General features: G+C 58.8%; 23 protein-coding genes and 1 pseudogene. 15 read left to right on the top strand and 9 right to left on the bottom strand.

Going from position 1 to position 22,382, the window contains the following annotated elements:
* Positions 1-154: 154 nt before the first annotated feature.
* Positions 155-367 (bottom strand): hypothetical protein, encoded by a 213-nt coding sequence (locus tag P9236_RS11330; protein ID WP_278074709.1) that lies wholly within the window; start codon positions 365-367, stop codon positions 155-157.
* 23 nt (positions 368-390) lie between these two features.
* Between P9236_RS11330 and P9236_RS11325 the strand changes: the two genes are divergently transcribed.
* Complete coding sequence (locus P9236_RS11325; RefSeq protein ID WP_278074708.1) at positions 391-960, top strand: hypothetical protein; 570 nt, start codon at positions 391-393, stop codon at positions 958-960.
* Positions 961-2,043: 1,083 nt separating this feature from the next.
* Positions 2,044-2,358, top strand: a complete 315-nt coding sequence (locus P9236_RS11320) for a hypothetical protein (protein WP_278074707.1) — start codon at positions 2,044-2,046, stop codon at positions 2,356-2,358.
* Between the two features lie 370 nt (positions 2,359-2,728).
* On the opposite strand, the gene P9236_RS11315 is transcribed toward P9236_RS11320, so the two are convergent.
* Both P9236_RS11315 and P9236_RS11310 read right to left on the bottom strand, forming a co-directional pair.
* Positions 2,729-3,520 carry a sulfite exporter TauE/SafE family protein gene (locus tag P9236_RS11315; RefSeq protein WP_278074706.1) on the bottom strand — a complete coding sequence of 264 codons (792 nt, stop codon included), beginning with the start codon at positions 3,518-3,520 and terminating at the stop codon, positions 2,729-2,731.
* 145 nt (positions 3,521-3,665) lie between these two features.
* Entirely contained in the window at positions 3,666-4,166 is a 501-nt protein-coding gene (locus P9236_RS11310; protein ID WP_278075009.1) for a hypothetical protein, read from the bottom strand.
* A 71-nt stretch (positions 4,167-4,237) separates the two neighbouring features.
* On the opposite strand from P9236_RS11310, the pseudogene P9236_RS11305 reads away from it, so the two are divergent.
* The 8 genes and pseudogenes from P9236_RS11305 to P9236_RS11270 form a co-directional block, all read left to right on the top strand.
* Positions 4,238-4,609, top strand: a pseudogene (locus tag P9236_RS11305) (ABC transporter permease subunit); the annotation flags it as partial.
* Positions 4,610-4,726: 117 nt separating this feature from the next.
* On the top strand, positions 4,727-4,981 hold the full coding sequence (locus tag P9236_RS11300) for a hypothetical protein (protein WP_278074705.1): 255 nt from the start codon (positions 4,727-4,729) through the stop codon (positions 4,979-4,981).
* A 256-nt stretch (positions 4,982-5,237) separates the two neighbouring features.
* The gene (locus P9236_RS11295) at positions 5,238-5,579 is read left to right on the top strand and encodes a hypothetical protein (protein ID WP_278074704.1); all 342 of its coding nucleotides are present in this window, start codon (positions 5,238-5,240) and stop codon (positions 5,577-5,579) included.
* Positions 5,580-6,082: 503 nt separating this feature from the next.
* Positions 6,083-6,469, top strand: coding sequence for a VOC family protein (locus tag P9236_RS11290; protein ID WP_278074703.1), 387 nt, complete (start codon positions 6,083-6,085; stop codon positions 6,467-6,469).
* A gap of 84 nt (positions 6,470-6,553) precedes the next feature.
* Positions 6,554-7,744, top strand: a complete 1,191-nt coding sequence (locus tag P9236_RS11285; protein WP_278074702.1) for an MFS transporter — start codon at positions 6,554-6,556, stop codon at positions 7,742-7,744.
* A gap of 380 nt (positions 7,745-8,124) precedes the next feature.
* Positions 8,125-8,304: an RNA-binding protein gene (locus P9236_RS11280; protein ID WP_278074701.1), complete on the top strand. Its 180-nt coding sequence runs from the start codon at positions 8,125-8,127 to the stop codon at positions 8,302-8,304.
* 340 nt (positions 8,305-8,644) lie between these two features.
* Positions 8,645-8,797, top strand: a complete 153-nt coding sequence (locus P9236_RS11275) for a hypothetical protein (RefSeq protein WP_278074700.1) — start codon at positions 8,645-8,647, stop codon at positions 8,795-8,797.
* A 392-nt stretch (positions 8,798-9,189) separates the two neighbouring features.
* Positions 9,190-9,333, top strand: coding sequence for a hypothetical protein (locus P9236_RS11270; RefSeq protein WP_278074699.1), 144 nt, complete (start codon positions 9,190-9,192; stop codon positions 9,331-9,333).
* Positions 9,334-9,395: 62 nt separating this feature from the next.
* On the opposite strand, the gene P9236_RS11265 is transcribed toward P9236_RS11270, so the two are convergent.
* The gene (locus P9236_RS11265; protein WP_278074698.1) at positions 9,396-10,367 is read right to left on the bottom strand and encodes an ornithine cyclodeaminase family protein; all 972 of its coding nucleotides are present in this window, start codon (positions 10,365-10,367) and stop codon (positions 9,396-9,398) included.
* A gap of 16 nt (positions 10,368-10,383) precedes the next feature.
* Positions 10,384-11,178: a glucose 1-dehydrogenase gene (locus tag P9236_RS11260; protein ID WP_278074697.1), complete on the bottom strand. Its 795-nt coding sequence runs from the start codon at positions 11,176-11,178 to the stop codon at positions 10,384-10,386.
* A 215-nt stretch (positions 11,179-11,393) separates the two neighbouring features.
* Between P9236_RS11260 and P9236_RS11255 the strand changes: the two genes are divergently transcribed.
* From P9236_RS11255 to ugpC, 5 genes are all read left to right on the top strand, one after another.
* Complete coding sequence (locus P9236_RS11255) at positions 11,394-12,269, top strand: NAD(P)-dependent oxidoreductase (RefSeq protein WP_278074696.1); 876 nt, start codon at positions 11,394-11,396, stop codon at positions 12,267-12,269.
* 303 nt (positions 12,270-12,572) lie between these two features.
* On the top strand, positions 12,573-13,754 hold the full coding sequence (locus P9236_RS11250; protein WP_347405185.1) for a sugar ABC transporter substrate-binding protein: 1,182 nt from the start codon (positions 12,573-12,575) through the stop codon (positions 13,752-13,754).
* A 79-nt stretch (positions 13,755-13,833) separates the two neighbouring features.
* Positions 13,834-14,745, top strand: a complete 912-nt coding sequence (locus P9236_RS11245; protein ID WP_278074695.1) for a sugar ABC transporter permease — start codon at positions 13,834-13,836, stop codon at positions 14,743-14,745.
* Complete coding sequence (locus P9236_RS11240; protein WP_278074694.1) at positions 14,735-15,565, top strand: carbohydrate ABC transporter permease; 831 nt, start codon at positions 14,735-14,737, stop codon at positions 15,563-15,565. Before P9236_RS11245 ends, P9236_RS11240 begins: the two co-directional genes overlap by 11 nt.
* Positions 15,566-15,590: 25 nt before the next feature.
* Complete coding sequence (ugpC, locus tag P9236_RS11235; RefSeq protein ID WP_278074693.1) at positions 15,591-16,661, top strand: sn-glycerol-3-phosphate ABC transporter ATP-binding protein UgpC; 1,071 nt, start codon at positions 15,591-15,593, stop codon at positions 16,659-16,661.
* A gap of 227 nt (positions 16,662-16,888) precedes the next feature.
* Here ugpC and P9236_RS11230 read toward each other — a convergent pair whose 3' ends face one another.
* The 4 genes from P9236_RS11230 to P9236_RS11215 form a co-directional block, all read right to left on the bottom strand.
* Positions 16,889-18,022 carry an alanine racemase gene (locus P9236_RS11230; protein WP_278074692.1) on the bottom strand — a complete coding sequence of 378 codons (1,134 nt, stop codon included), beginning with the start codon at positions 18,020-18,022 and terminating at the stop codon, positions 16,889-16,891.
* A gap of 35 nt (positions 18,023-18,057) precedes the next feature.
* A complete protein-coding gene (locus tag P9236_RS11225; RefSeq protein WP_278074691.1) occupies positions 18,058-19,578 on the bottom strand; it encodes a M81 family metallopeptidase in 1,521 nt (506 codons plus the stop codon).
* A 93-nt stretch (positions 19,579-19,671) separates the two neighbouring features.
* Complete coding sequence (locus tag P9236_RS11220; RefSeq protein WP_278074690.1) at positions 19,672-20,607, bottom strand: LysR family transcriptional regulator; 936 nt, start codon at positions 20,605-20,607, stop codon at positions 19,672-19,674.
* 143 nt (positions 20,608-20,750) lie between these two features.
* Positions 20,751-22,193, bottom strand: coding sequence for an aldehyde dehydrogenase family protein (locus P9236_RS11215; protein WP_278074689.1), 1,443 nt, complete (start codon positions 22,191-22,193; stop codon positions 20,751-20,753).
* Positions 22,194-22,382 lie beyond the last annotated feature (189 nt).

Here is a 22,382-nt window from a genome sequence, read left to right as displayed (position 1 = left end):
GAAAAAATCACCGTGAATAGGAAGAGGGCCGACGTCTACCCGGCGCCAGCCCTCACAGCCCTCTGCGCTTTCCAAGGAGTTAGGGACACGTAGCGGCGGGCTGGTGGAGAGGATAGCGGCATCGTGCGCAAAAGGAAGAGGTCAACCCAGACGGTTATGCCCTACCGCGCTTCGAAAGCGCTCGCAACAGGGCAGTTTCGTCGATGGTGCCGTTATCGAAAAGTTGGAACAGTTCCTTAGCCAGATATTCCCGCTGCTCCCGGTCTTTCTTGGCTAGGCGACGCTCATCGCACAAGCGGTCAAACACCCGCTGGACCATATCCAAATCAGCAGGCCAGCAGACACCACTGCAACGCGACACCGACATGGCCGCCGCCCTCAGCGCGGCTTATGCAGACTATCTCAAACGGGTTCGGACGCGGACCGCGCGGCGAGATCGTCGACGGCTGGGAGACGAAGCGGCGGCGCGAGCCCGGTCACGACTGGGCGTTGATCCGGTTGGGTGCGGCCGGCATCATCACCGGCATCGATGTCGATACGTCCTTCTTCACTGGCAATTTCCCGACCACGTGCCGCATCGAGGCCTGCGGTGTCGAGGGCTATCAAAGTCCGAAGGCGTTGCAGTCGTCCGACACCGAATGGATCGAGATCGTCACACGCTCGCCGCTCAAGGGCGACGCGCACAACCGCTTCGACGTCTCCGACCGCCGCCGCTTCACCCATGTGCGTCTCTCGGCCTTTCCGGACGGCGGCATCTCCCGCGTGAGGCTGTGGGGCGAAGTCGACCCGGCTGCGCGTCGCACCGCCGGCTATCGCTGGTTCAACGCGCTGCCTGGAGGGCAGGCCGCGGCTGTCCTTGCGGACGCCGGCGTTCCGGCCGACTTGGCCCGGAGCGTAGTCTCAGCACGACCGCTGCGTGATGAAGGCAGCGCCAAGCAGTACCAGGCTCTGCAACCGTGAGAAGTTCTCATTCAGAAACTCCGTCACGCGGCGCGTGCAACTGGCTGAAAGGCCGAACTTTAGGTCTCAACTGAGGGACCGGGTCCGAAGTCGGGGCTTGATCATCGCGTCGCAAATCGACCTCCGACCGCAATATTGGGGTTCGAGCGGATATAGGCAGCGCCAGGGCGCTACCCTTTGAATTATCCAGTTCGGCATGAAAGTCCTTGCGGCGGTCGGATCCTATGACAAATCCGGGCCTGGGCCAGCGATCATGCGCCACGCTCGTGAGTGCAGCCGCCGATAAATGTCGGCAAATGAAGTTGCCCGCCAGCTTATTAAGTTTTTGCTAAAGTAAGATCAGGTTAACCGACGCCAAGACTCCCGGCGATTTTGCAACAACATCGCAGATTTTTGAAATACTGAGCGAAGGAATCGTGGCTTCTTAGGTTACGAAGGCCTGCAAGGTATGAATGATCTTTGGAGCGAGCCGAGGACCTTCGACCCTTGTTGGATACACCTCGGGGCGCGATCGGCGCCGTCATGCTCGCCGGCGCAGTCTGACGCAAGCGACGAGCAAGCTGACCTCGGCTTCGGTCAAGCTGATCTGATAGCGTTGCGAGGAGTTCTTCGTGTAAATGTCATCTGCAATTATCGAGATGGTGATCTCACCATTCTCACCGCTCTGCAAATCATCAATCTGCAGTCGCTCTGAGTATAGGCACTTCGGTGACCCTGGCTTTCGCCCAGGCTGAGCGATCAAACGCAAGTGTCCAACTCCACTGTTTCCGGCAATTTGTTCCACGCAAGACCGGTGCCAAAGCCTTCCGTCCCGAGATGAGACACTGAGACAACGGTGCCTGTTATGCGGCATGGAGGCTGGGTTGGCCTGCTTCCAGCCTCGTCCTTATGGATGCGTGCCGATTATTTCGGCAGTGGCATATATTTCTTCGTCAGCCGGCGCCGTGTTTCGCTTCCGAGCTCGCCGCTCAGGCCCGGCCCCGCCAAGCCTACCCCCGCCGGAGTGCCGGGCCGCCCGCTGTTCATCTATTCGTCGCGCCAGATGACCAGCTGCTCCCAACGGATTTCTTTCAGCGACCAGGGATGGAACGTTTGTTGCATGACCTCTCCTCGTGGATAGTCCTTGGCTTCTTCGCATGGATGATTTGGGGAGTATGGGCCGCATGGAAGAAGGACCGGCAGCATAAGCAAGCGATCGCATATTATTGCAAAGTGCTGGAGTTCTACAAAACGGTCCACTGCACGGAAGACGAGAATGACAGTGAGAACGCCCTGGAATGGAAGCGGGCTTACGCCAAACTATTAGACTGGTGCATCGCCTACGATCCCGAGCGCGGCGTCAAGGAATACGGATCAATATGGCGGACGATTACCGCGAAAGATGACGATGACCAGTAGCGGCCAAGTGCGATTTGCCGAGCGGATGCAGATCGGGATTTGATGAAAGTCGCAGCGGGTCGGCTGTCCCCTAAAAGCTGGCCACCTCTTTGGCGCATGCGAACTGAAGGCCGGTCGGCTCCGTTTTCGGCCTCACTTTTTGGCCGAAGCCGCACCGCAGCATCGATTCCGTGATCCAAGCGCCTGCTAAAGTGCTAACGTTGCGACAGGGTCCGCAGCCGCCTGGTGTCTGTCCTCATACCCCGTCTCTGGGCGCTGCGAGGCTTTGTTAACAAGAGGGCCGGTCGCTTCGTTGCCCTGGCGGCCGACCCTCTTTTTCTCAACCATGATATGCTATCCTGAACTGCTGGCGCAGCCCGGTTGTCCTAATTTAAAAGAAAAGCCCGTCGCGGTTAATGAGCGTCAACTCGTGATAAATCGCGACGATGAGCCCGTGCTGTTTCCAGATCATCAGCGCGCCGCTGACGGCCATCAGCGCCACGACGGCCGTGCGGAATTGGCGGCCGCTCATCCGCTCGAGCCATGGCTTTGCCGCAACCGTCGATAGCGCCGCGCCAAGGCCGGTCGCCAGGCCGAAGGCAAGGGCGTGACCGCTGAACACCCCGAGGCCGGTAAACACCGCGATCTTCACCACATCGGTCGCTAAGGAGCTTACCGACTTGGTCGCCACCAGCGTCTCCTTACTGGAGCCGTAGTTCAGGTAAAGCGAGTTCAGCACTGGGCCTACGGTGCCCATCAGCGCCGAAAGCAGGGACACGGTGAGCCCGGCGGGCAGGAACCACCAGCGCTGTGCCCGATAGCTGCGCTTGCGTGCGCCGCCGCGGAACTCCCAAACCGCGCCTATAAGATAGAGCCCGATGAGGATCTGCAGCCACTCGGCACGCGCGCTGGCAAACAGCCAGGCGCCCGCAGCCGAGCCTATGATGGCTCCGGGCAAATACCAGCGCACGATGCTCCAGTCGACGTCGCGGCGAAACGCCAGGATGCGCACCGGATTTGCCATGAGCTCGGTGAGCGTGATTACCGGAGCAACGGCGGCGCTGCCGGTTAGGAACGTGACCGCCGGGATCAGCAGCAGACCGCCGCCGCCCGCCGATAGCGTATTGAGGGTCCAGGCCAGAAAGCCGGCGCCACCAAGCAGTCCGAGTTGCAGCCAGTCCATCGGGCGGAAAACGCGCGCCGTGCTCGGCCGTTCCGGTCGATGCGTGCGCATGACAGTTGTATGCCCGGCGGTGCAGTCCGAACAAATGTTCCAAGCGGCGCTCGCTGACGGTTCTCCGAGTGCCGCCTGGATATTCGGAAGGCCGTCAGCGGGCGTTGGCCGATGGCGCCGTCTTACCCTGAGTGGCCGACGGCATGGTCCTGAGTGAGGCACCCGTCTGCGTGTCGGTGGCCGGCACGGTATGCTCGGCGCCCGACAGCGGACTACCCTGGCCCGGTACGGCATCGGCTGTCGGCGCGCTGTTGTTTGTTCCGTTCAGGAAGGGTTGGCTCGAGGTCGTCAAGCCACCTGCCGATGTGGCGCTGAAGAGGTGATCGGCTGCCGACGCGGGACCGGCAACCAGCGAAAACGCAGCAAAGAGGATAAGCATTCGCATGATGGGTTCTCCAATCATTGCAAGGAGTTCAACATCCTGTCCGATGCGCGACCTTAAGTTGCTCGGAAGGTCAACAGCGGCAGGGGCGGCCGTCCCTTCGTTGTCTTCAACGCTGCGCTCCATCGCCGTATTCCCGAAAATTGGCGCACTGCAAACCTGCTTTCCCAATTCAGTCTGGAAATTCGCATGCAGCAAAGACCGCCAGTCCATTCCGGCAGCTCGATCAGCAATTCTTCGGGCCGCGTCATGCCCATACCTCCGGCCCTTGCGCCGCGCTGCGGTGGGTGGTGAGCGACGGTGCGCGCTGCGCGGTGCTGGCGCTGGCGCTCAACACGGCCGCCTATACGTCGGAGATCCTGCGGGACGGGCTGACGTCGGAGCCGGCGGGTCTCATCGAGGCGGCGCAGGCCTGCAGCATGTCGCGAGCCTTTCGCTTCCGCCGCATAGAGTTTCCGCTCGCCATTCGCCAGGCTTTGCCGGCCTATGGCAACGAATTGGTGCTGACGCTGAAGGGCACCAGCCTTGCGTCCACGATCACCGTGCTGGAAGTCACTGGTTACGCCAAGCGGCTGATGAGCCAGATCTTTGCAGTGTTCGAGATATTTGCGATCGCCGGCGTGTTCTACCTGGCTACGAATTTCCTGGCAATCTGAGGTGCTGGCGGTCCAGGTCCGGCGCCGATGCTCCGTCAGTCCGATGGAAGAGAGCGCCGTGACGTTTCGAGAACTGCAAATAAGCAGCGCAATTATTATCCCCTTTGCAGGCATTGGTTGAACACGCTTGACAAGCTTGCCTTCAACACGTCTCAGCTGAAAATGAACATCGCTACGGTTGCTCCGGCCATGATCGCGGTGACGGCCCACCCGAGGACACGCTGCCCAAACGTCGCAAGAAAACGGCCCATCTCATGTCTGCGCGATGCCATCACCATCATCGCGGCCATGATGGGTACGGACGCGTCAGTCAGTGCTGTCGAGGAACCGCTGCACGAGGTCGACAGCAATCCGACCACCGCGACTGTTTAGATGGACCCCATCGCTGTGTAGCCGCCAACCGTGCTTACGCGCCAGTTCGGCGGACTGTCGTAGCACGACAGTCAGAAGGGCATCGCGGTAGAACGGCAGGAAGCGGAAAGCTGTGAAGGCCTTACCGGGCGCGGCTGTAAACTCAGCCTGCATGATCTCGTGCAAGGGAAGATATTGGCATCCCTCGGCGCGCGCGATATCGGCGATAATGGTCGAATACTAAGCAGTGCGGCGGTTCAACTCGCACTGGAATGGGATGGATGGAATCCGAAGCCTCGCCTATCGGCGCCAAGGAACAAGTGCGACGGTCGCCGAGGTCTGTGATTTCAATCTTCCGGCCAAGTCTGACAGGCATTCGCGGAACCACTCCGGTGAAGGGTTCCGCGGCAAACGCTTGAACAATCGGAGGAAGAACCTAACCTTCGGGAAGACCAACGCCAACACGTCATTGCCGCCGATCCAAACCACCATCCTCGCCCGTCGTTGGGGGAACAGGGCGGTGGCGATGAGCAGGGTCAATATCGCCGCTTTTGCGCTGCTCCTCGTCGGTCTGCTCCTCACCTTCCCTCCGTTCATGGATTTCCTACAAGGACGGTAGTCAACGGGGAGGGTTGGAGCTCGGTCAGTGTAGTGCACAGCCCGATAATTAGAGAGTCCGCGCGTGCGGGGGCTCTCTGTGCGCAATGTTGATAACGATGAATAGCTTGGCCCACTTGGCATGCTCAGTAGCGGCGGCCTACTTGGTTTCGATCAACTGTGCCTATGCTAGCAGTCTTTTCCCTCGGGCCAGTCCGCTTGTGTGCCTCAAATCCCTCAGCCACGCGAAGAACGGGAATGGAGCAGTCGTTGCCGACGGACGCCGCATGCATTTGGGTGGTCCAAGGCCGGGAATTCGATTACCAGAACGGGATTGTTTGAAACATTACAGAGACGACGCAGCCGGTGAGCTCGATAAGGGCATCAGCGACTGTTCGCGGCGGGAACTAATGGGACGTTGTTTTATTATGCTCTGAGACAATGGGCCTTGGCTTCCCCTTAATACGGCCGCTCCCGCGAAAAGCTACTGCGAATGGAGTTGCCGCTCGCAATGAGGTATGTGACGTGCCCCAGGACCAGGTCAATGTTCGTTATATGGTGAACGACGTTAAGGAGTCTGTGGATTGGTACATCGCCAATCTGGGTTTCACAGAGATTTCCAATGCGGCGCCGGCCTTTGCAGACGTAAGGCGCGGCCCGTTGAGACTGCTACTCAGCGGGGAAAAAAGCTCTGCGGGTCGTCCCATGCCGGACGGCCGACGTCCGGAGCCCGGCGGCTGGAACCGTTTCGAGCTGGTCGTCTCCGACCTCGCCGCAGAGGTCAACAAGCTTCGCGCGCGGGGCGTCAAGTTCCGCAACGACATCGTCAAAGGTCCAGGCGGCTCGCAAATCTTGCTTGAAGATCCTTCCGGCAACGTCATCGAGCTGTTCCAGCCGGCGGCGGGTCGCTGAGAATCTGGCGCGCGTCGTTTCGACTGGCTCGGGGTCGCCTTGTCGGCGCATACGCAGACCAAGACCTCGCAGGAGGGATGACAGTTGAAGCTCGCGTTCGATGTCGCCGGATCGTCAGCGCTCCGTTTTGTCCTGATAATGGGTGTGGTCAATCTTTTCGGCGACGTCACTTATGAAGGCGGCGCGGCGATCAACGGCCAGTTCTTGGGAATGCTCGGGGCAAGTGCCGCGGCGATCAGTATCATTGCGGGCGCAGGGGAGTTCGCCGGCTATGCGCTGCGGCCTGTGGCCGGCTGGGTCGCCGACCGAACGCGAGCATATTGGGCAGTCACGTTCGTGGGTTATGCGATAAACCTCTGCGCGGTGCCCGCGATGGCGCTGGCCGGCAGCTGGGAGCTTGCAGGCGCCCTGATCATTGCCGAACGGGTAGGCCGTGCGATACGCAAGCCGACGGTCGAGGCGATGATCTCCTATACTACCGGCGAACTCGGGCGAGGCTGGGCCTTTGGCCTCAACACTGCCCTTGACGAGGCGGGAGCAACCCTGGGGCCATTGATCGCCGCTCTCATTCTATTCATGCGCGGCGATTATCGCACCGCTTATGCTCTGCTCACCATCTCGGTCGTGCTGGCGATCGTTGCGCTGGTCGCTGCGCGGCTGACGTTCCCGGTCCCCGAGCGGTTGGAGCGGGGTCGCACTGCAACAGCGGAAAAGCTCGGCCTGTCATACTGGCTTTACATGGTTGCTGGCGCGCTCTTCGCGGCCGGATTGCTCAGCTATGAGTTGGGCGCGTTTCACCTCGAACGGACCCGGACTGTCCCGACCGAATGGATCCCGGTCCTGCTTGCCTTCGCCACCGGATCAGGCGTGATCTCCAACCTGATCCTTGGCAGGCTCTATGACCGCTCGGGAAAGACGGCGCTCATCGTGGGAATCGTTCTGTCGGCCTGTTTCGCTCCGGTTCTTCTTGAGGGCGGCGATCTCGCTGCGGCCCTCATCGCGATGCCATTGTGGGGCATCGGTTACGCAGTCCAGGATACGCTGATGAAGGCGATCATCGCGGGCCTGCTTCCGGAAGGCCGGCGCGGCCTGGCGTTCGGCTTGTTCTACACCGCTTATGGTGGAGGTTGGCTATTGGGCAGCGTCGCTATCGGCCTCCTCTATGATCGATCGACGCTTGAACTGGCCGTCTTCGCCGCCGCGATGCAGCTTGCTTCGCTTCCACTTTTCCTCCTCGCGGGACGGAGAGTAGGCCGAAGGGGACGGTCAAACTGACCGACCTAAGGCATCTCGTGTCGGACGGATCGATGGGCAAGGAGAGCTCGTTTGCTGCCTAACTGGAAAAGCACAGGCGTAGCCGCCGTCCGGCGACATGCGTGGATTGGCGCGAGGCGCGTTCCTCTGCCAGCATCGCTTGTGGCGTGGACGGGTAGTGGTCAGTTTGCATTTTGGGGAACGCAGAAGCCCGTCGCTGCTAATGAGCGTAAGCGACGGGCTTCCTGCGATTGGGAGCGGCTACATCCTGCCACCAAGGAATCGACCACTTACCTTAAATCATTAAGCCATGAATTCGTTCTACATTGGGACAGCGCATATCCTTCGCATCAGCGTCAGTATGTGAGATAAATATCCAAGCTGCGTTTGAGGCGCCGGCAATGTCATTGTCGCGCTACTGTGGTGTGTACTGGCCCGCTGATCTGGACATGCTCCAGCGGGTGTTCGATCGGTTGTGTGACGAGCGCCGTCTGGCCAAGAAAGATAGGGAACAGCGGGAATTCCTAGCCGTTGATGGTGAAGAAATCGGCATGCCGCCGTCCATCGGCATCGAAGGATAGGTCAGCCCTTCCCGCACCAGCCATTCCTGCAGGCCGTCGTCGCCCTCGGCCCTATGAAAGCGGCGGGCGTGATCGCGATGACCTGGCTGCCCACGCATCTTTCCATCGGCGTAACGTATCCTGCATCCTTGTCCTGCGGCTGGTCGTTCGTGCCGTCACCAAGGCTCCCGTCCGGCAAGCGCATTGGCTTGTGCGATCGGCGGCGCTTCGGGTCATGCCTGCTTGTACGGCCTCATTGTTTCGATCGTGATAACGGGCTGGCTCGCTTACCGACCGATGCCCCTGATGGCCTCCGGCTCGCCTTTTCGGAGTCCTCCCGGTACCGCGGGCGCCGAACGTCGTGGGTCTGACCGCACGGGACTTCATCGCGATCCATGGCACTCTGTCTGGATATTCGCCGCGCGCGCTCGTCGGCCTGCACATCCTGTCCGCGCTGGTCCACTCGATCCTGTTCGGCAATGGAGTTATGAAAGGAATGCTTTTCGGTCGCTGACTGGCAGCCAAGCGCTGCGCCAAAAAGCGTGTGCTGTCAACGCGGAGACTTGTCGAGGAGTCTGCTTTCTCGCCGAGGCAAAGGGACTCGCTACAGCTGTCATGGATCACGAGCGGAAAGGCAGCTTCTCCCGACAACAGACTGTCAGCAGACGGCCCACGGCCGCCATGCGGCCGGCAACTGAGCGCCTCAATTCCAGCCGTTCGACGCGAACGGCGGGATCTCGGATAGGGAGCCATCAAACAGCTTGCTCTCTTCGGTCACGAGATCATTCCATTCAAGAAAGGATCGAGCACGACTCAAGAAAGGATCGAGCACGACGTCGCCGCGTTTGCCTACGTCGAGCAGTGCATCGGCAGCAGATTTGATCGCTTACGGTTGGGTGTGCTCATTTGGTCGCCGAAGGTTTGCTGACCGCATCGACGGTCTACGCGACGGGGCGGCAGTCCACGCTGGCTTTTTATGATTTCGATCAGCTGCGCCAAGTGAAACGCAAAAGAAGAAATGTGCGGATTCCCGCCGACCCCGCCATTTAGCAAGCTTGTGCCGACAAAAGCATAGTCCCGCTGGCCGCGGGCAGCCCAGCCACAGGGAGTGATCAGAATTCCACTCGCGATCCGAGGCCTCTTTCGGTCGCGCGCCGCACAGCGAGCTCTGCCACGACCAGGTCCTGAAGGGCAACGCCGGTGCCGTCGAAAATTGTAATCTCTTCCGCCGATCTGCGTCCATCGGCCATGCCTGCAATAATGGCGCCGATCGAACCGCGAATGTCATTTTCCTTGATCATGCCCCGCGCGTAAGCATGCTGAAATTCGCCAATGCTGAGCGACTGCGCCATCTCGTCGACGAAGAGCGCTGCGGCGGCGACAAGCTGCGGATCAAGCTCCTGCTTGCCCCGAGTATCTGCCCCCATGGCGGAAATATGGGTTCCGGGCACGACCCACTCCCTTTCGACCAGCGCTTTGGTGGAGGGCGTGACCGTGACAAGGATATCAGAAAGGCGGACGGCGTCCTCGCGGTTTTTATAGGCGCGGTAGGCAATGCCAAACTCGGCAACCGTCTTGCCGAAGGCAGCCAGATTGTCCGCCGAAGGGTCCCAGGCATGGACAGTCTTTATGCTGCGGACAGCCAGGATGGCCTTGAGCTGATAGAGGGATTGCGTGCCCGTCCCGATGATCCCGAGTGACTCGGAATCCGGGCGCGAAAGGTGCTTCGTGGCGATCGCGCTTGCCGCCCCGGTGCGGATGCCGGTCAAGTAATTAGCACTGACCAGAGCCGAAGCCCGTCCTGTATCGGGATCGAAGAGCAGGGTCGAGGACTGATGATTGGTCAATCCACGTGCCAGATTGTGTGGCCAGTAGCCGCCAGCCTTGAGACCGAGAAACGGTACAGAATTGTCCGCGCCGGTCTTCACGCCGAATACGGCGTCCGCGTGGCCGACCACTTCCCGCACGACAGGGTAGTTCCGGGCCAAGCCGCGGGCCATGGCGGAGAAGGTCTGCTCGACGGCGTCCAAGGCCTCCTCGATGGCCACGAGATCCCGAGCAAGTGTTTCAGAAATAACCAGCATGGATCCCCCCGGGCTCTCAGGCTTCGAGGATGAATTCGTCGATCATGACGTTCATGCCTGCCAGCATGCCGCCGTCGACAGGCAGGACCACTCCCGAAATATACGCGGCGTCATTGGACCCCAAGAAGGAAACAGCCTTGGCGATGTCCATTGGCTCGGCGACGCGGCCAAGTGGATACCAGCGGCCGAGCTTCTCGAAGACGCCCGGGTCCTTTTGCTGGCGAATGGTCCAAGTCATGTTGTCGGTGCGTACCGAACCAGGAGAGACGGCGTTACATCGAATACCGTCACGGCCGAATTCGGAGGCCACCGACATGGTTAGGTTGATAACGCCCGCCTTCGCGGCGCTGTAGCTCGAATTGCCGAAATAGCGCATCCCGTTTACCGACGCGATGTTGACAATGGCGCCGCCGCCCCGTGATCGCATGCGCGGGAGGACGGCGCGTATGCAGTGATATGTGCCATTGAGATTGACATCGATTTCGCGGTGCCACGAGTCGAGGCCCATGCCCTTGAGATCGCCTGCGTCGGTAAAGGCTGCGTTGTTGACAAGCAGGTTGACCGGACCAAGCGCGTTCTCAGCCGCGGCAAAGGCGGTCTCCACCTGATCGGCATTTGTTATATCGGCCTTGACAAAAGCCGCGCGGCCACCGGCCTCAACAATCTGGCTGACTGTCTCGCTCCCCTTAGGCTCGTCGATTTCGAGAACCGCCACCGCAGCGCCCTCGGCGACTAACTGACTGGCGATAGAACGTCCGATCCCATGGCCTGCACCCGTCACGACCGCAATCGTCCCGTCATGGCGAGCCATGTCTAATCTCCCCGGTCGCCTGTCCAGGCGGTTGCTCTTCTCACCGATCAACCACTACCGGCCGTCAATGCGGTCTTCCAATGCAGAACAAGCATGGCAGGATCAGTATTTCGCATTCGCCTACCGATACCCTGGACCGTAGGGTGTCCTCGATTGGCTGGCCGGGTGAAATCCGCAGGAGCTTTGGCCGGCGTGGCAGATACAGGGAACAGTCAATGAAAAACATCGTCGTTACCGGCGGCAGCGGCAAGGCGGGTAGGGCAGTCTGTCGTGGTCTGGTGGAGCACGGTTACAGCGTCTTGAATGTTGACGCGCAAGCTTCAAGGGATCCCGTCTGCCCGTTCTACAAAGTCGATCTCAATGATCTTGGCCAGGTTGTCGACGCCTTGCAGTGGAGCGGCGGCAAGGATCATCCTTTCCGCAAGTTTCGCACGCCAGATGCCGTGGTTCATCTGGCGGCCATTCCGGCACCCGACCTGATGCCCGACGATGTCATTTTCCGCAACAATGTCGTGACAACTTATAATGTCTTTGACGCGGCCATCCGCGTGGGCGTCAAGCGGATCGTTTGGGCATCGAGCGAGACCACGTTGGGCCTGCCTTTCAGCCCGTCCAACCCACCGTCCTACGTGCCGATTGACGAAGATCATCCCATGCGACCGGAAAGCGCCTATTCACTGTCCAAGGACCTTGGCGAGGAAATGGCCCGACAGATGCAACGGTGGAATCCCGAGACGACCTTCATTGGGCTCAGGCTTTCCAATGTCATGGAGCCGTCCGATTACGAGCGTTTTTCGTCCTGGCAGGACGACCCACATGTCAGGGAGTGGAACTGCTGGGGCTACATTGACGCGCGCGATTGCGCCCAGGCGGTGCGCAAGGCGCTGCATGTTGATCTCGTCGGCGCAGATCATTTCATTATCGCCAACGCCGACACCGTAATGGAGCAAGAAAGCGCTGAGCTCATGAAAACGGTCTTTCCTGACGTACAATTTAAGCGCGAGATCAAGGGTCGCGAGTCATTGTTGTCGATAGACAAAGCGCGACATGTCCTCGACTACGAGCCGGAGTTCAATTTCAAGCAAATCTAGAACGCGTCGCCATAAGTTTACTATCGAAACACAACGGAAGGTGATGGAGATCGCCTTTTGTTGTGTTGTGCTTGTTACGATAAATGTCCTAGACGCCTTAATGCATCCTATGCTGCATCTTCATGCCTCTATGCGATAATTGTATTTTAACCTATCGCTTTGCTGGCGCACAGTGTCTTGGTCAGTGCGGCGCCTGAGTGCTGCCGCCTCGGGTCGAAAAGAAGAGAAACACCTCATGAGGAGAACAAATTCATGACTTTCAGCATTCGCAAAGCGATGGCTGCGTCAGCCCTCGCTGTTGGCATGGCTTGGGCGGGCAGCCCGGCTTATGCCAAAACGCAGGTCAACTTCACTGTGGCGGAGTACAGCTCCAAGACTGGCCCGTACTTTGAGGAAGTGGCGGCGGCTTTCGAGAAGGAGAATCCCGACATCCATATCAACATTCAGGTGGTTCCGTGGGATACGCTCCTGCAGCGGCTAACCACCGATATCGCCGGCGGCCAGGCTCCCGACATTTCGATCATCGGTACGCGCTGGCTGGTTGACTTCGCCTCCCAGGGCATCGCCGAGCCGGTCGATTCCTACCTGACGCCGGAATTCAAGTCGACCTTCATCGACACTTTCATGGCGCCGTCGGTCATCGATGGCAAGACCATGGGGCTGCCGGTCGCCGCATCTGCCCGCGCCATGCTGGTCAACACCGATCTGCTCGACAAGGCCGGCGCCAGGGCTCCCGCCAACTGGGATGAGTTCTATACGACTGCCGAGAAACTCAAGGCTCTTCCCGACACCTTTGCCTTCGGTCTGCAGGGCAAGGAAATCGAGACCGACGCCTATTTCTACTACAGCCTTTGGACTCACGGCGGCGACATCCTGAAGGCTGACGGGACGTCGGGCCTCGATACGCCTGAGGCCCTCCAGGCTGTGACGCTGTACAAGAAAATGATCGACGAAGGACTGACCCAGCCTTCCCCGACCAACTACACCCGTGAAGACGTCTTCAACCTCTTCAAGCAAGGCAAGGTCGGAATGGTCTTCACCTTCCCGATGCTCATTCCTCAGATCAAGGCTGAGGCGCCGAACCTGAAGTATAAGGTTCTGCCTTTCCCGGAAGGCAAGGCCAAGGCGACCTATGGTGTGACCGACACGCTGATGCTCTTCTCCTCCTCACAGGTGAAGAAGGAAGCCTGGAAGTTCATCGAGTTCGCCTACAAGGACGAATGGCGGACCAAGTTCGATCACGGCGAAGGCTTCCTGCCCGTAACGAAGAATGTCGCGGCCGAGAAATACTACAGCAGCGATCCTGATATTGCCGGCTTTGCAGCGGGTCTGCCCTATGCGAAGTTTGCTCCGACCATCGCGAATTGGGAAGAGATCGCCGACACGACAGTTCGCGCCTTGCAGCAGATCTATCTTGGCCAAGCCAAGCCTGATGAAGCGCTCAAGGCTGCCGCTGCCAATATCAACAAAATTCGCAGCAAGTAGGCGCTGCCGCGAAAGATGGGCGGGCGTGGGTAGCCCGCCCATTTCCCTGAGCGAGCCTCAATAGCTGTGGAACGGGATCATGAAATCGCGGACGCGCATACCGACGACCCCCCTGTTGATGATCCTGCCGAGTTTCTTTCTGGCCATGTCGATCATCGGCTATCCGATTGTTGACCTCGCCTGGACGTCAATGCAGGAGGTCAGCCGCTTCGGAAAGATGATGGGCTTCGTCGGCTTGGCGAATTTCACCGAAGTGTTTCGTGATCCGCTTTTCTATTCATCATTGGTGCGCACGGTGATCTGGACGGTCGCGGTGGTTGGTGGAACGCTGATCATATCACTGCCGATCGCGATTATGCTCAACGACGATTTTTATGGTCGGGGCCTTGCCCGCGTGATTGTCATGTTGCCCTGGGCGATTTCGCTGACCATGACAGCGGTGCTCTGGCGCTGGAGCCTCAACGGTCGCGCTGGACTCATCAATGCGACGCTGTTGGATTTCCACATCATCAGCGAGCCGATCGAATGGCTCGCCACGGCTCCACTTGCCTTCACCGTCGAGATCTTGGTCGGTATCCTGGTCTCCATTCCGTTCACAACGACGATTTTTCTTGGCGGTCTGTCCTCTTTGCCGCAGGAGTCTTATGAGGCCGCGGTTGTGGACGGCGCCAAGCCCTGGGAATTGTTCCGCTATATCACGCTGCCGCTGATGAAACCCTTCATCAACATCGCGATAGTGCTCAACGTCATCTATGTCTTCAATTCGCTTCCAATCATCTGGGTAATGACGGAAGGCGGGCCCGCCAACGGCACAGATATCCTGGTGACCTATCTCTACAAATTGGCTTTTCGCTTCGGCCAGCTCGGTAAAGCGTCCGCGATCTCGCTTATCATGTTTTCCGTCCTGTTCGTCTTCACCATCGCCTATGTGCTGATGGTGATGCGGCAGGAACACGACAACACTGCCGAGGAGATGAAACATGACGTCTAAACTGAAAAAGAGCCTCCTTTACTGGCTTTTGCTGTCACCGCTTTGCGTTGTTATCCTGCTGCCATTCGGCATCATGTTCGTGACCGCCCTGCGACCACGCGACGAACTCTTCGTCTATCCGCCGACCTGGACCTTCAGTGAATTTCGTTGGGGAAACTTCGTCGAAATGTGGGTAAAGACCAATTTCGGCGGTGCGCTTCTAAACAGTCTCTACGTCAGCCTGACCTCGACGATCATAGCCATCGTGCTCTCTATTCCTGCCGCTTACGCGCTGTCGCGCTACCGCTTTTCCGGCAAAGGGCTCTACAGGAATTTCCTTTTGATGACACAGATGATGTCGCCGATCGTGCTCGTCTTAGGTCTATTCCGGCTGATGGTGCATCTCAATCTGGTCAACAGCCTCAATTCGCTGGTCGTCACCTATATCGCCTTCAACATTGCCTTCACGATCTGGATGCTGCAAAGCTACTTCAATACGATCCCGCGCGAGCTCGAGGAAGCTTCGTGGATAGATGGTGCAAGCGGCTTTACCAGCTTGGTGAAGATCTTCTTGCCGCTGGCCGTTCCTGCCATGGTCGTGACCGCGATATTCACCTTCATCAACAGCTGGAATGAATTCGTGCTGGCGCTCACCTTGATCCGCAGCCAGAACGATTACACGCTGCCGGTACAGATATTCTCCCAGGTGGCTGGACGTTACCAAGTAGAGTGGCACCACGTCATGGCGGCGACTGTGCTTGCTACCGTCCCTGTCGCCATCGTCTTCTCCTGGCTGCAACGCTATCTCATCCGCGGCATGGCGCTCGGAGCGGTCAAGTAAGCCGTCGAATATAAGGACCTCCAACATGGCATCGGTTACCATCAGCGGCGTCGAGAAGTGGTTTGGCACCCTGCAGATCCTCCATGGCATCGATATTGACATTGAGGACCAGGAGTTTGTCGTCCTGGTTGGGCCATCGGGCTGCGGCAAATCCACGTTGCTGCGTATGATCGCCGGTTTGGAGCCGATCTCGGAAGGCGAGATATCGATCGGCACACGGGTGATCAATGACGTGCCGGCTCGCGACCGCGACATCGCCATGGTCTTTCAAAACTACGCCCTCTATCCGCATATGAACGTCTTTGACAATATTGGCTTCAGCCTGAAGTTGAGGAAAAGGTCGAAGCAGGAGATTTCGGAAAAGATCAACGAAGCCGCTGAGATACTCGATCTCACACCCTATCTGGAGCGCTCGCCGCGACAGTTGTCGGGCGGGCAGCGACAGCGCGTTGCAATGGGCAGGGCTCTGGTCCGGGATGCGCAGGTCTTCCTCTTCGACGAGCCGCTTTCGAATCTGGATGCCAAGCTTCGGGTTGTCATGCGGACTGAAATCAAGGCCCTTCACCAAAGGCTCAAGACCACGTCGGTCTATGTGACACATGACCAGATAGAGGCCATGACGATGGCGGATCGCATCGTCGTCATGAACAAAGGGCGCGTGGAGCAGATTGGTACGCCGATGGATCTTTATGACTTTCCGGCCAATCTGTTTGTGGCGGATTTCATTGGCTCGCCGTCAATGAATTTTATCGAGGGCATCGTCGCTGCTGATAACGAGGGACCTTTTGTAATGGCTAAGGATAGAACCCGGCTCGCCATTTCACGCGATTCGTCTGCCAAGTTGGGCCAAAAGGTGGTCTATGGGGCCAGACCTGAACATCTTGTCTTGTCGAGCGGAAGCCAAGGGTTCGGTGCAACAGTCGAAGTCATCGAGCCGACTGGTCCTAATATCCAGATCTTTGCAGACGTCGCGGGACAGCGAATTTGCGCGCTGTCCGCTGAACGTCGTACCCACAATCCAGGACAGAAGATCAGATTGCATTGCCCTGAGACGTCCGTTCACCTTTTCGACGCATCTTCAGGCGCAAGGATTTGAGAGCGTCTGCCGCAAGTATCCTGTAACGAATGCCATCCCGAAGCGCGTTAAGTCGAAAAGGCTTCGAGCGACGCGCCCTCTTCCCAAACCAGCTGACCGGCTGCACTTCGCGCGAGATGCATCAAAGCCCCTGATGCCATGTTGGCGCAGGGGCTTTCTTTGTTGCCAGGCGCGAGGTCTGCAATCAGATCGGTGCTGAACGATCGAAGCAAATCCTCGACAGCTCCTCACCAGCCGTTGATGCGCGGCCATTCGACGATGTTGCCACCATGGTTTCCGGAAACGGCATGATATCGATCATACATCGCTGCGGTCATGCAGGCATGGTTAGGGAGAATCCGCACCTTGGAACCGACCGGCAAGACGTCGTAGGGGAAGGGGCTTTGGCTCACCAGGAGGCCGTGTTCCTGGTAAACATAGCCAACAGTGACCCCGGAAATTCGTTCCTGGCAATGCACGTCCATGACCATGCCGAAGCCGACATCCTCCGTCAGACCCGAAGCCGCCGTGCTGCGATCCTTGGACAAGGCAAGCGCGCCCGCATCGATGAGTGCAGTGTTGAACTGGGGCCGATGGCCGATGACCGTCGCGAGAACCGAAAGCGAAATGTCCTCCCGCCCACAGGAATGGATCTCGGACTGCATGACATCGCCGAACATATAGACGCCGCAACGCACCTCCGTCACGCCGGCAAAGTTCACGCCATGGGTCGCTGTCGGTGTCGAGCCGACGCTAACGACCGGAACGGCCAGGCCAATCGCCCTTAGTCGTTCAGCGGCGGACACGGCTACGACACGCTCTTCCTCCGCCACCTTGCGGATATCCTCGATGGTGCGTGATTGATAGGAATGACCGGCATGGGTCAGCACGCCCTCGAGCCGGGTTCCCGGTAGTTCGGTAAGCGCCCGGCCGATATCCAGCAATTCCTCAGAACCGCTAAGAACGCCGGCACGCTGCTCGCCTGAATCGAGTTCGATGAGAACGTCGACCACAATGCCCAAATCGAGGGCTTGGCGATTGACTTCCCGGACAAGGCTTAGCTGGTCGAGGATGACGCTCACCTTGATACCGCGTTTGACGAGCTCGGCGATCCGAGCCAGTTTGTCTGGCAAAACGGTAACGCCATAGGTGATGTCGCAGATTCCGTGGCTTGCGAAATATTCAGCTTCCTTGAGCGTCGAGACCATCACCCCGCCGAAATTTCCGGAGATCGCTATGCGTGCAACCTCAATGGATTTCGCCGTTTTCATGTGAGGCCTAAACCGGACGCCATGGTCCTTGAGCCTGCGGGTCATTCTGCGCGTATTTGCCTCGAGCAGGATCCTGTCCAGGATCAGGCTCGGTGTGCTGAGATTATCCAATTCCATGCTTCCCCTTGCGCAATTCGTGTTGGGTTTCAGGCGCGTGGCCACGTCACGTCGCGGTCGATGGGGAAAATCGGCCGAGGCAAGAACTTGAAATCGAACCGCGTGAGAATTGGCGATGACAGGCCGGGCGCGTCCACCTCGATCACCTGGTCTGGTCCGACGAATTCGTCAAAGCCAGCACGGAAATGACCACGTGACTTTACAACGATTGAACGCGCCTTGCTGATGTCGATCCCCATCATCTCGAAGAAGACAGGGTCGGCACACTGTGTACGTATGGAAATGACGACAACCTTGATGCCTTCGACGTCGAGAAGCACTGTCGTGCCGAGATCGAGCCTGCGATTGGCGTAGAAACCTCGGCGGCCGACACAATCGCCGTCGCGGATCCGTAGCACGGTGGCATTGGCTTCAAATCGGCGCGAGAACTTGTCTGGCTCAACTCGGTTGAAGACTGCCCAGAAACAAGCGCCTTCTCCCAATTCCATGGCCTCTCGCGCCAGCACCGGATCATTGAAAATGCCAAGCACGGCCCCGTTGGCTCGAGCCTTGATCAATGCTTCGAGAAGCCATGTTGTGTTGCCGTTCGCCCCGCCGCCGGGGTTGTCGGCGACATCGGCGAGGATGATGGTTGGCAGGCTCGGATCTTCTCCTGTCGCCACCGCCTTTGCCACCGCCTCGTCGAGCGGAGTGAGATGCGGGTCGTAGCGCCGGTAGTCGCTCCAGGCATATTCGGCAATGTCCTGGGCTACTGCCTCGGCCATGGCGCGGTCGCTGCGGGCGGTCACAATGATGCACAGGCCGTTTTTCGTGGTGTCGGCATAGGCAAAACCGCCGAGTATCGAGACATTCATGATCTCGCCGCCGGACCTGGCCTGACCATATCTCATCAGATCGGCATAGGGTCCCTTGTCGGTGAGAAGGGTCACGGTCGGCGGGCAAACTGGCAGGCGGATGATTGCAGACGCCGGCCGCAATCCAGATAGCATGGAGCTCATTGCAAAAGCCGCCTCGCGACCGCGAGCGACCATGTCGACGTGCGGATTGGTCTGGTAGGCCACCACCAGATTGACTGCCGCAACCATCCGGTCGGAGACGTTTCCATGAAGATCGAGAGTCGCGACGATGGGGCAGTCTTTTCCGACCACGGAACGGGCCATTTCGAAGATATTGCCGTCGGGATCTCGGTCTTGTGTCGTGATCATGGCGCCGTGGTTGCATATGTACACCCCGTCGAGCGGCATTGCCGCTTCAAGCCTACCTTTCATGTCTTCCAATGTCTGGGCGAAGAAATCATGGTCAATCGGTCCACCTGCCTCGACAAGGCCGATCAGTATCGGAGCGGCTTCCCATTCGACGGAACGGTCCATCGTGGCGCAGAAGCTGTGCATTTCCGCAGGGATCTTCGACTCGTCCTTACGGAGTTCCTCGGCCATTTCGATGCCGGCCACGTAGAGCCGACTGAGGAAATCATCGCGCCCGGTTACCGGAGCGAAGCTGTTGCTCTCCAGCATAAGTCCCAGAAGGGCGATTTTCTTTTTTCGAAACATAGACCGTACTCTCTCTTGCACCTCCAGGAAGGATAGGCCGGTATGTCAACCTTCTCCAATGCAAGCTTGGCCTTGTTCGATGCGTGAGGGGTATCAGTAGTTCTCGGGTGGAAGGAGCTCTGCCTGCCCGGCGTCACCGTCCAGCATGGACCACAACTCTTCTGCCATCGCGGGCAGCCGCTCGCGCGAACGGAAGATGCGAATTTCGACGGGGATGAACCATTTTTCGCCACCGGCCAATACAAGGCTGCCGGATGCCAGTTCTTCTGAAATACTGCTCTCTGGAAGCCAAGCCATGCCTCGGCCCTCGCGACTTAGCGTTTTGAGCACAGCCGCCAGCTGGCTGACGAAAACCTTATCCAGATAGACCGGCTCTTCCACATTGTTGATCATGTGTTCGACCGCCTGCCCGATCGCAGACGTTTCAGTATAGGCTAGATAGTGAACGGGCTCTTCCTCTGTGCCAGGAAGTTTATCAAGGGGAGAGCCGGCAGAATCGGGCAGTGTAACCGGCAGCAGTCGGTCGGTGCCGACAAGCTTCGAGGTGAAGTGCATCGGCGGTAAATTCATCTCGACCTGCGGGTGAGCGTGACTGATGGCAAAATGGGATTCACCCTTGATCAGCGACTGCATGCAATCGTTGAACTGGCACGAATCCAGTCTGATGTTGAAGGTATGTGTCTTGGCCTCGATCGACCTGATCCAGTTGGGAAAGAAGGTCAGTGAAAGGCTGTGCGTTGCAGAAAAGCGGATGAGATTGGCCGAAGTCTCACCAACCCGGCGCGCATCCTCCCGTCCCTGAAGGAGTCTTCTAAGTACCTCCTCGGCGACAGGCCGGAACCGTTCGCCGGAGGGCGTTAAACTGATCGGTTGGGTGGTCCGATCAAAGAGCTTCGCGCCGACCCAGTCCTCGAGGCTCTTGATACGGCGGCTGAAGGCTGGTTGGGTGGTGTAGCGCGCCTCGGCCGATCGGGAGAAATTTCGAGTGTCAACCAGGCTGAGAAAGTCCTCAAGCCAACGGCTTTCCATTTCGCACCCCAGTCACTCGCTTTTTGGTGGCAGTATTGTCAAAACGAAAGCCATGTCCAGCCAGGTTATGACGTCGTTTCGCCGTTCCTGCCCGTCCTGCCCGTGGCGTACAGCCTGGAGATTGGCGAGACTGCGGCGAAAAATTACAGCTTGATCCCGACGTTCTTAGTCTGCACATAGCCTAGAAGGGCTTCCTGTCCCTTTTCTCGGCCATAGCCGGAGCGCCGCGTTCCGCCAAAGGGCGTCTCGACACCGCCGACCCACCAGTCATTCACATAGACCTGGCCAGCGACGAGACGATCGGCCGTCCAAAGCGCTAGTTTGAGGTCGCGGGTAAAGACTCCTGCCGCGAGCCCGTAGTCGGTCCCATTGGCAATGGCGATAGCCTCCTCGGGAGTGTCAAACGGGATAACAACCAGGACCGGTCCGAAGAATTCTTCCTGCGCGACGCGCATATCTGGCCGAACGTCGGTAAAAATCGTTGGCGGCAAGAAAAATCCATCGCGCGCGAGCCGCTTTCCACCTGTTGCCAGGGTGGCGCCCTCGGTAACGCCAACTTCACACAACGTCTCGATGCGCTGCAGCTGGCGCTCGGAGATCACGGGCCCCATGTCGCAGCCCTCAGCCCCCGGGCCGACAGTGCGGCGAGCTGCCTCGGCCTTGAGCTTTTCAACCAAAGGCCCGACGATTGAACGATGGGCCACAAGCCGCGAGGCGGCCGAACAGATTTGGCCGGCATGATGCAGTATCCCGCGGGCGATGTTTCGCGCCGCATTGTCAACATCTGCGTCTGCATAGGCAATGGCGGCCGATTTACCACCAAGTTCCATTACGCACGGAATAACCCGCTCTGCAGCCGCTCGTAACACGCTCTTTCCTGTTGCCACTGACCCGGTGAAGACGATGTGGTCTATATCTTTATGTGCAACGAGAGCCGCACCCGCCTCCGGGCCATATCCGCAAACTATGTTGACGGCGCCCTTGGGGACGCCCGCGCGTTCGCAGGCTTCTGCTAACACGAACAGACTGAGGGGCGAATCTTCCGGCGACTTCAGCACGACCGTGTTGCCTGTGACCAGGGCGCAGGCGATAGATCGCGCGCCCACCGGAAGCGGTCCATTCCACGGCACGATCTGGGCGGACACGCCGTAAGGCATTCTGATCGTATAGTCGACGGCGTTGTCTCCAAGCGGGATCTGCCGTCCCTCCAGCTTGTCGGCCATCCCACCGTAGTACCGAAGGTAGCGTTGGGTGAGTTTCACCTCGTTGTAGCCGGCGGCGCGTGTCTTGCCGTTGTCGTGGATTTCCAGCTCCGCGATCTCATCGGCAAGGGTTTCGAGCTCCTCGGCAATCGCAAACATCAATTCGCCGCGGGCCGCCGGCGTCAGTGATTGCAGCCGGCGTTCCTGGAAGCAACGCCTTGCCGCGGCAACGGCCAGATCGATCTCAACGGCTCCTCCGCACGCGACCTGAGAGATGACCTTGCCGTTGCCCGGGTCGACGATCGGGATGGAGCGCCCGTCAGAACTATCCAGCCATTCGCCACCAATAAAGTTTCGCCAATAAGGTCGAATTTGCGCAGCCACGATGCACCTGAGTTTCCGCTGATTATGTCCCAGGCTAGGGCTTGCACGGGCAGGGGGCCAATGTCTTTCGTCGATAACGTGATGTAAATTTGGAATAGGGTGTGCGCCAGTACCTCCCTTGCCCGTGCTGAACGAAACCGGCTCCAACCTCTCCGTCGCGGACGCCATGCCGCGGGGCGAATAGGACGG

Source organism: Mesorhizobium sp. WSM4884 (assembly GCF_029625675.1).
In the GTDB taxonomy this organism is placed as follows: Bacteria; Pseudomonadota; Alphaproteobacteria; order Rhizobiales; family Rhizobiaceae; genus Mesorhizobium.
This window is presented reverse-complemented; position numbering and strand designations above follow the sequence as displayed.

What these genes read in the sequence shown, in the direction of transcription:
- P9236_RS11330 (WP_278074709.1), bottom strand. Translation starts at nt 367, where the DNA reads ATGTCGGTGTCGCGTTGCAGTGGTGTCTGCTGGCCTGCTGATTTGGAT.
- P9236_RS11325 (WP_278074708.1), top strand. Translation starts at nt 391, where the DNA reads ATGCAGACTATCTCAAACGGGTTCGGACGCGGACCGCGCGGCGAGATC.
- P9236_RS11320 (WP_278074707.1), top strand. Translation starts at nt 2,044, where the DNA reads ATGGAACGTTTGTTGCATGACCTCTCCTCGTGGATAGTCCTTGGCTTC.
- P9236_RS11315 (WP_278074706.1), bottom strand. Translation starts at nt 3,520, where the DNA reads ATGGACTGGCTGCAACTCGGACTGCTTGGTGGCGCCGGCTTTCTGGCC.
- P9236_RS11310 (WP_278075009.1), bottom strand. Translation starts at nt 4,166, where the DNA reads ATGGACTGGCGGTCTTTGCTGCATGCGAATTTCCAGACTGAATTGGGA.
- P9236_RS11295 (WP_278074704.1), top strand. Translation starts at nt 5,238, where the DNA reads ATGGATGGAATCCGAAGCCTCGCCTATCGGCGCCAAGGAACAAGTGCG.
- P9236_RS11280 (WP_278074701.1), top strand. Translation starts at nt 8,125, where the DNA reads ATGTCATTGTCGCGCTACTGTGGTGTGTACTGGCCCGCTGATCTGGAC.
- P9236_RS11265 (WP_278074698.1), bottom strand. Translation starts at nt 10,367, where the DNA reads ATGCTGGTTATTTCTGAAACACTTGCTCGGGATCTCGTGGCCATCGAG.
- P9236_RS11260 (WP_278074697.1), bottom strand. Translation starts at nt 11,178, where the DNA reads ATGGCTCGCCATGACGGGACGATTGCGGTCGTGACGGGTGCAGGCCAT.
- P9236_RS11255 (WP_278074696.1), top strand. Translation starts at nt 11,394, where the DNA reads ATGAAAAACATCGTCGTTACCGGCGGCAGCGGCAAGGCGGGTAGGGCA.
- P9236_RS11250 (WP_347405185.1), top strand. Translation starts at nt 12,573, where the DNA reads ATGGCTTGGGCGGGCAGCCCGGCTTATGCCAAAACGCAGGTCAACTTC.
- P9236_RS11245 (WP_278074695.1), top strand. Translation starts at nt 13,834, where the DNA reads ATGAAATCGCGGACGCGCATACCGACGACCCCCCTGTTGATGATCCTG.
- P9236_RS11240 (WP_278074694.1), top strand. Translation starts at nt 14,735, where the DNA reads ATGACGTCTAAACTGAAAAAGAGCCTCCTTTACTGGCTTTTGCTGTCA.
- ugpC (WP_278074693.1), top strand. Translation starts at nt 15,591, where the DNA reads ATGGCATCGGTTACCATCAGCGGCGTCGAGAAGTGGTTTGGCACCCTG.
- P9236_RS11225 (WP_278074691.1), bottom strand. Translation starts at nt 19,578, where the DNA reads ATGTTTCGAAAAAAGAAAATCGCCCTTCTGGGACTTATGCTGGAGAGC.
- P9236_RS11220 (WP_278074690.1), bottom strand. Translation starts at nt 20,607, where the DNA reads ATGGAAAGCCGTTGGCTTGAGGACTTTCTCAGCCTGGTTGACACTCGA.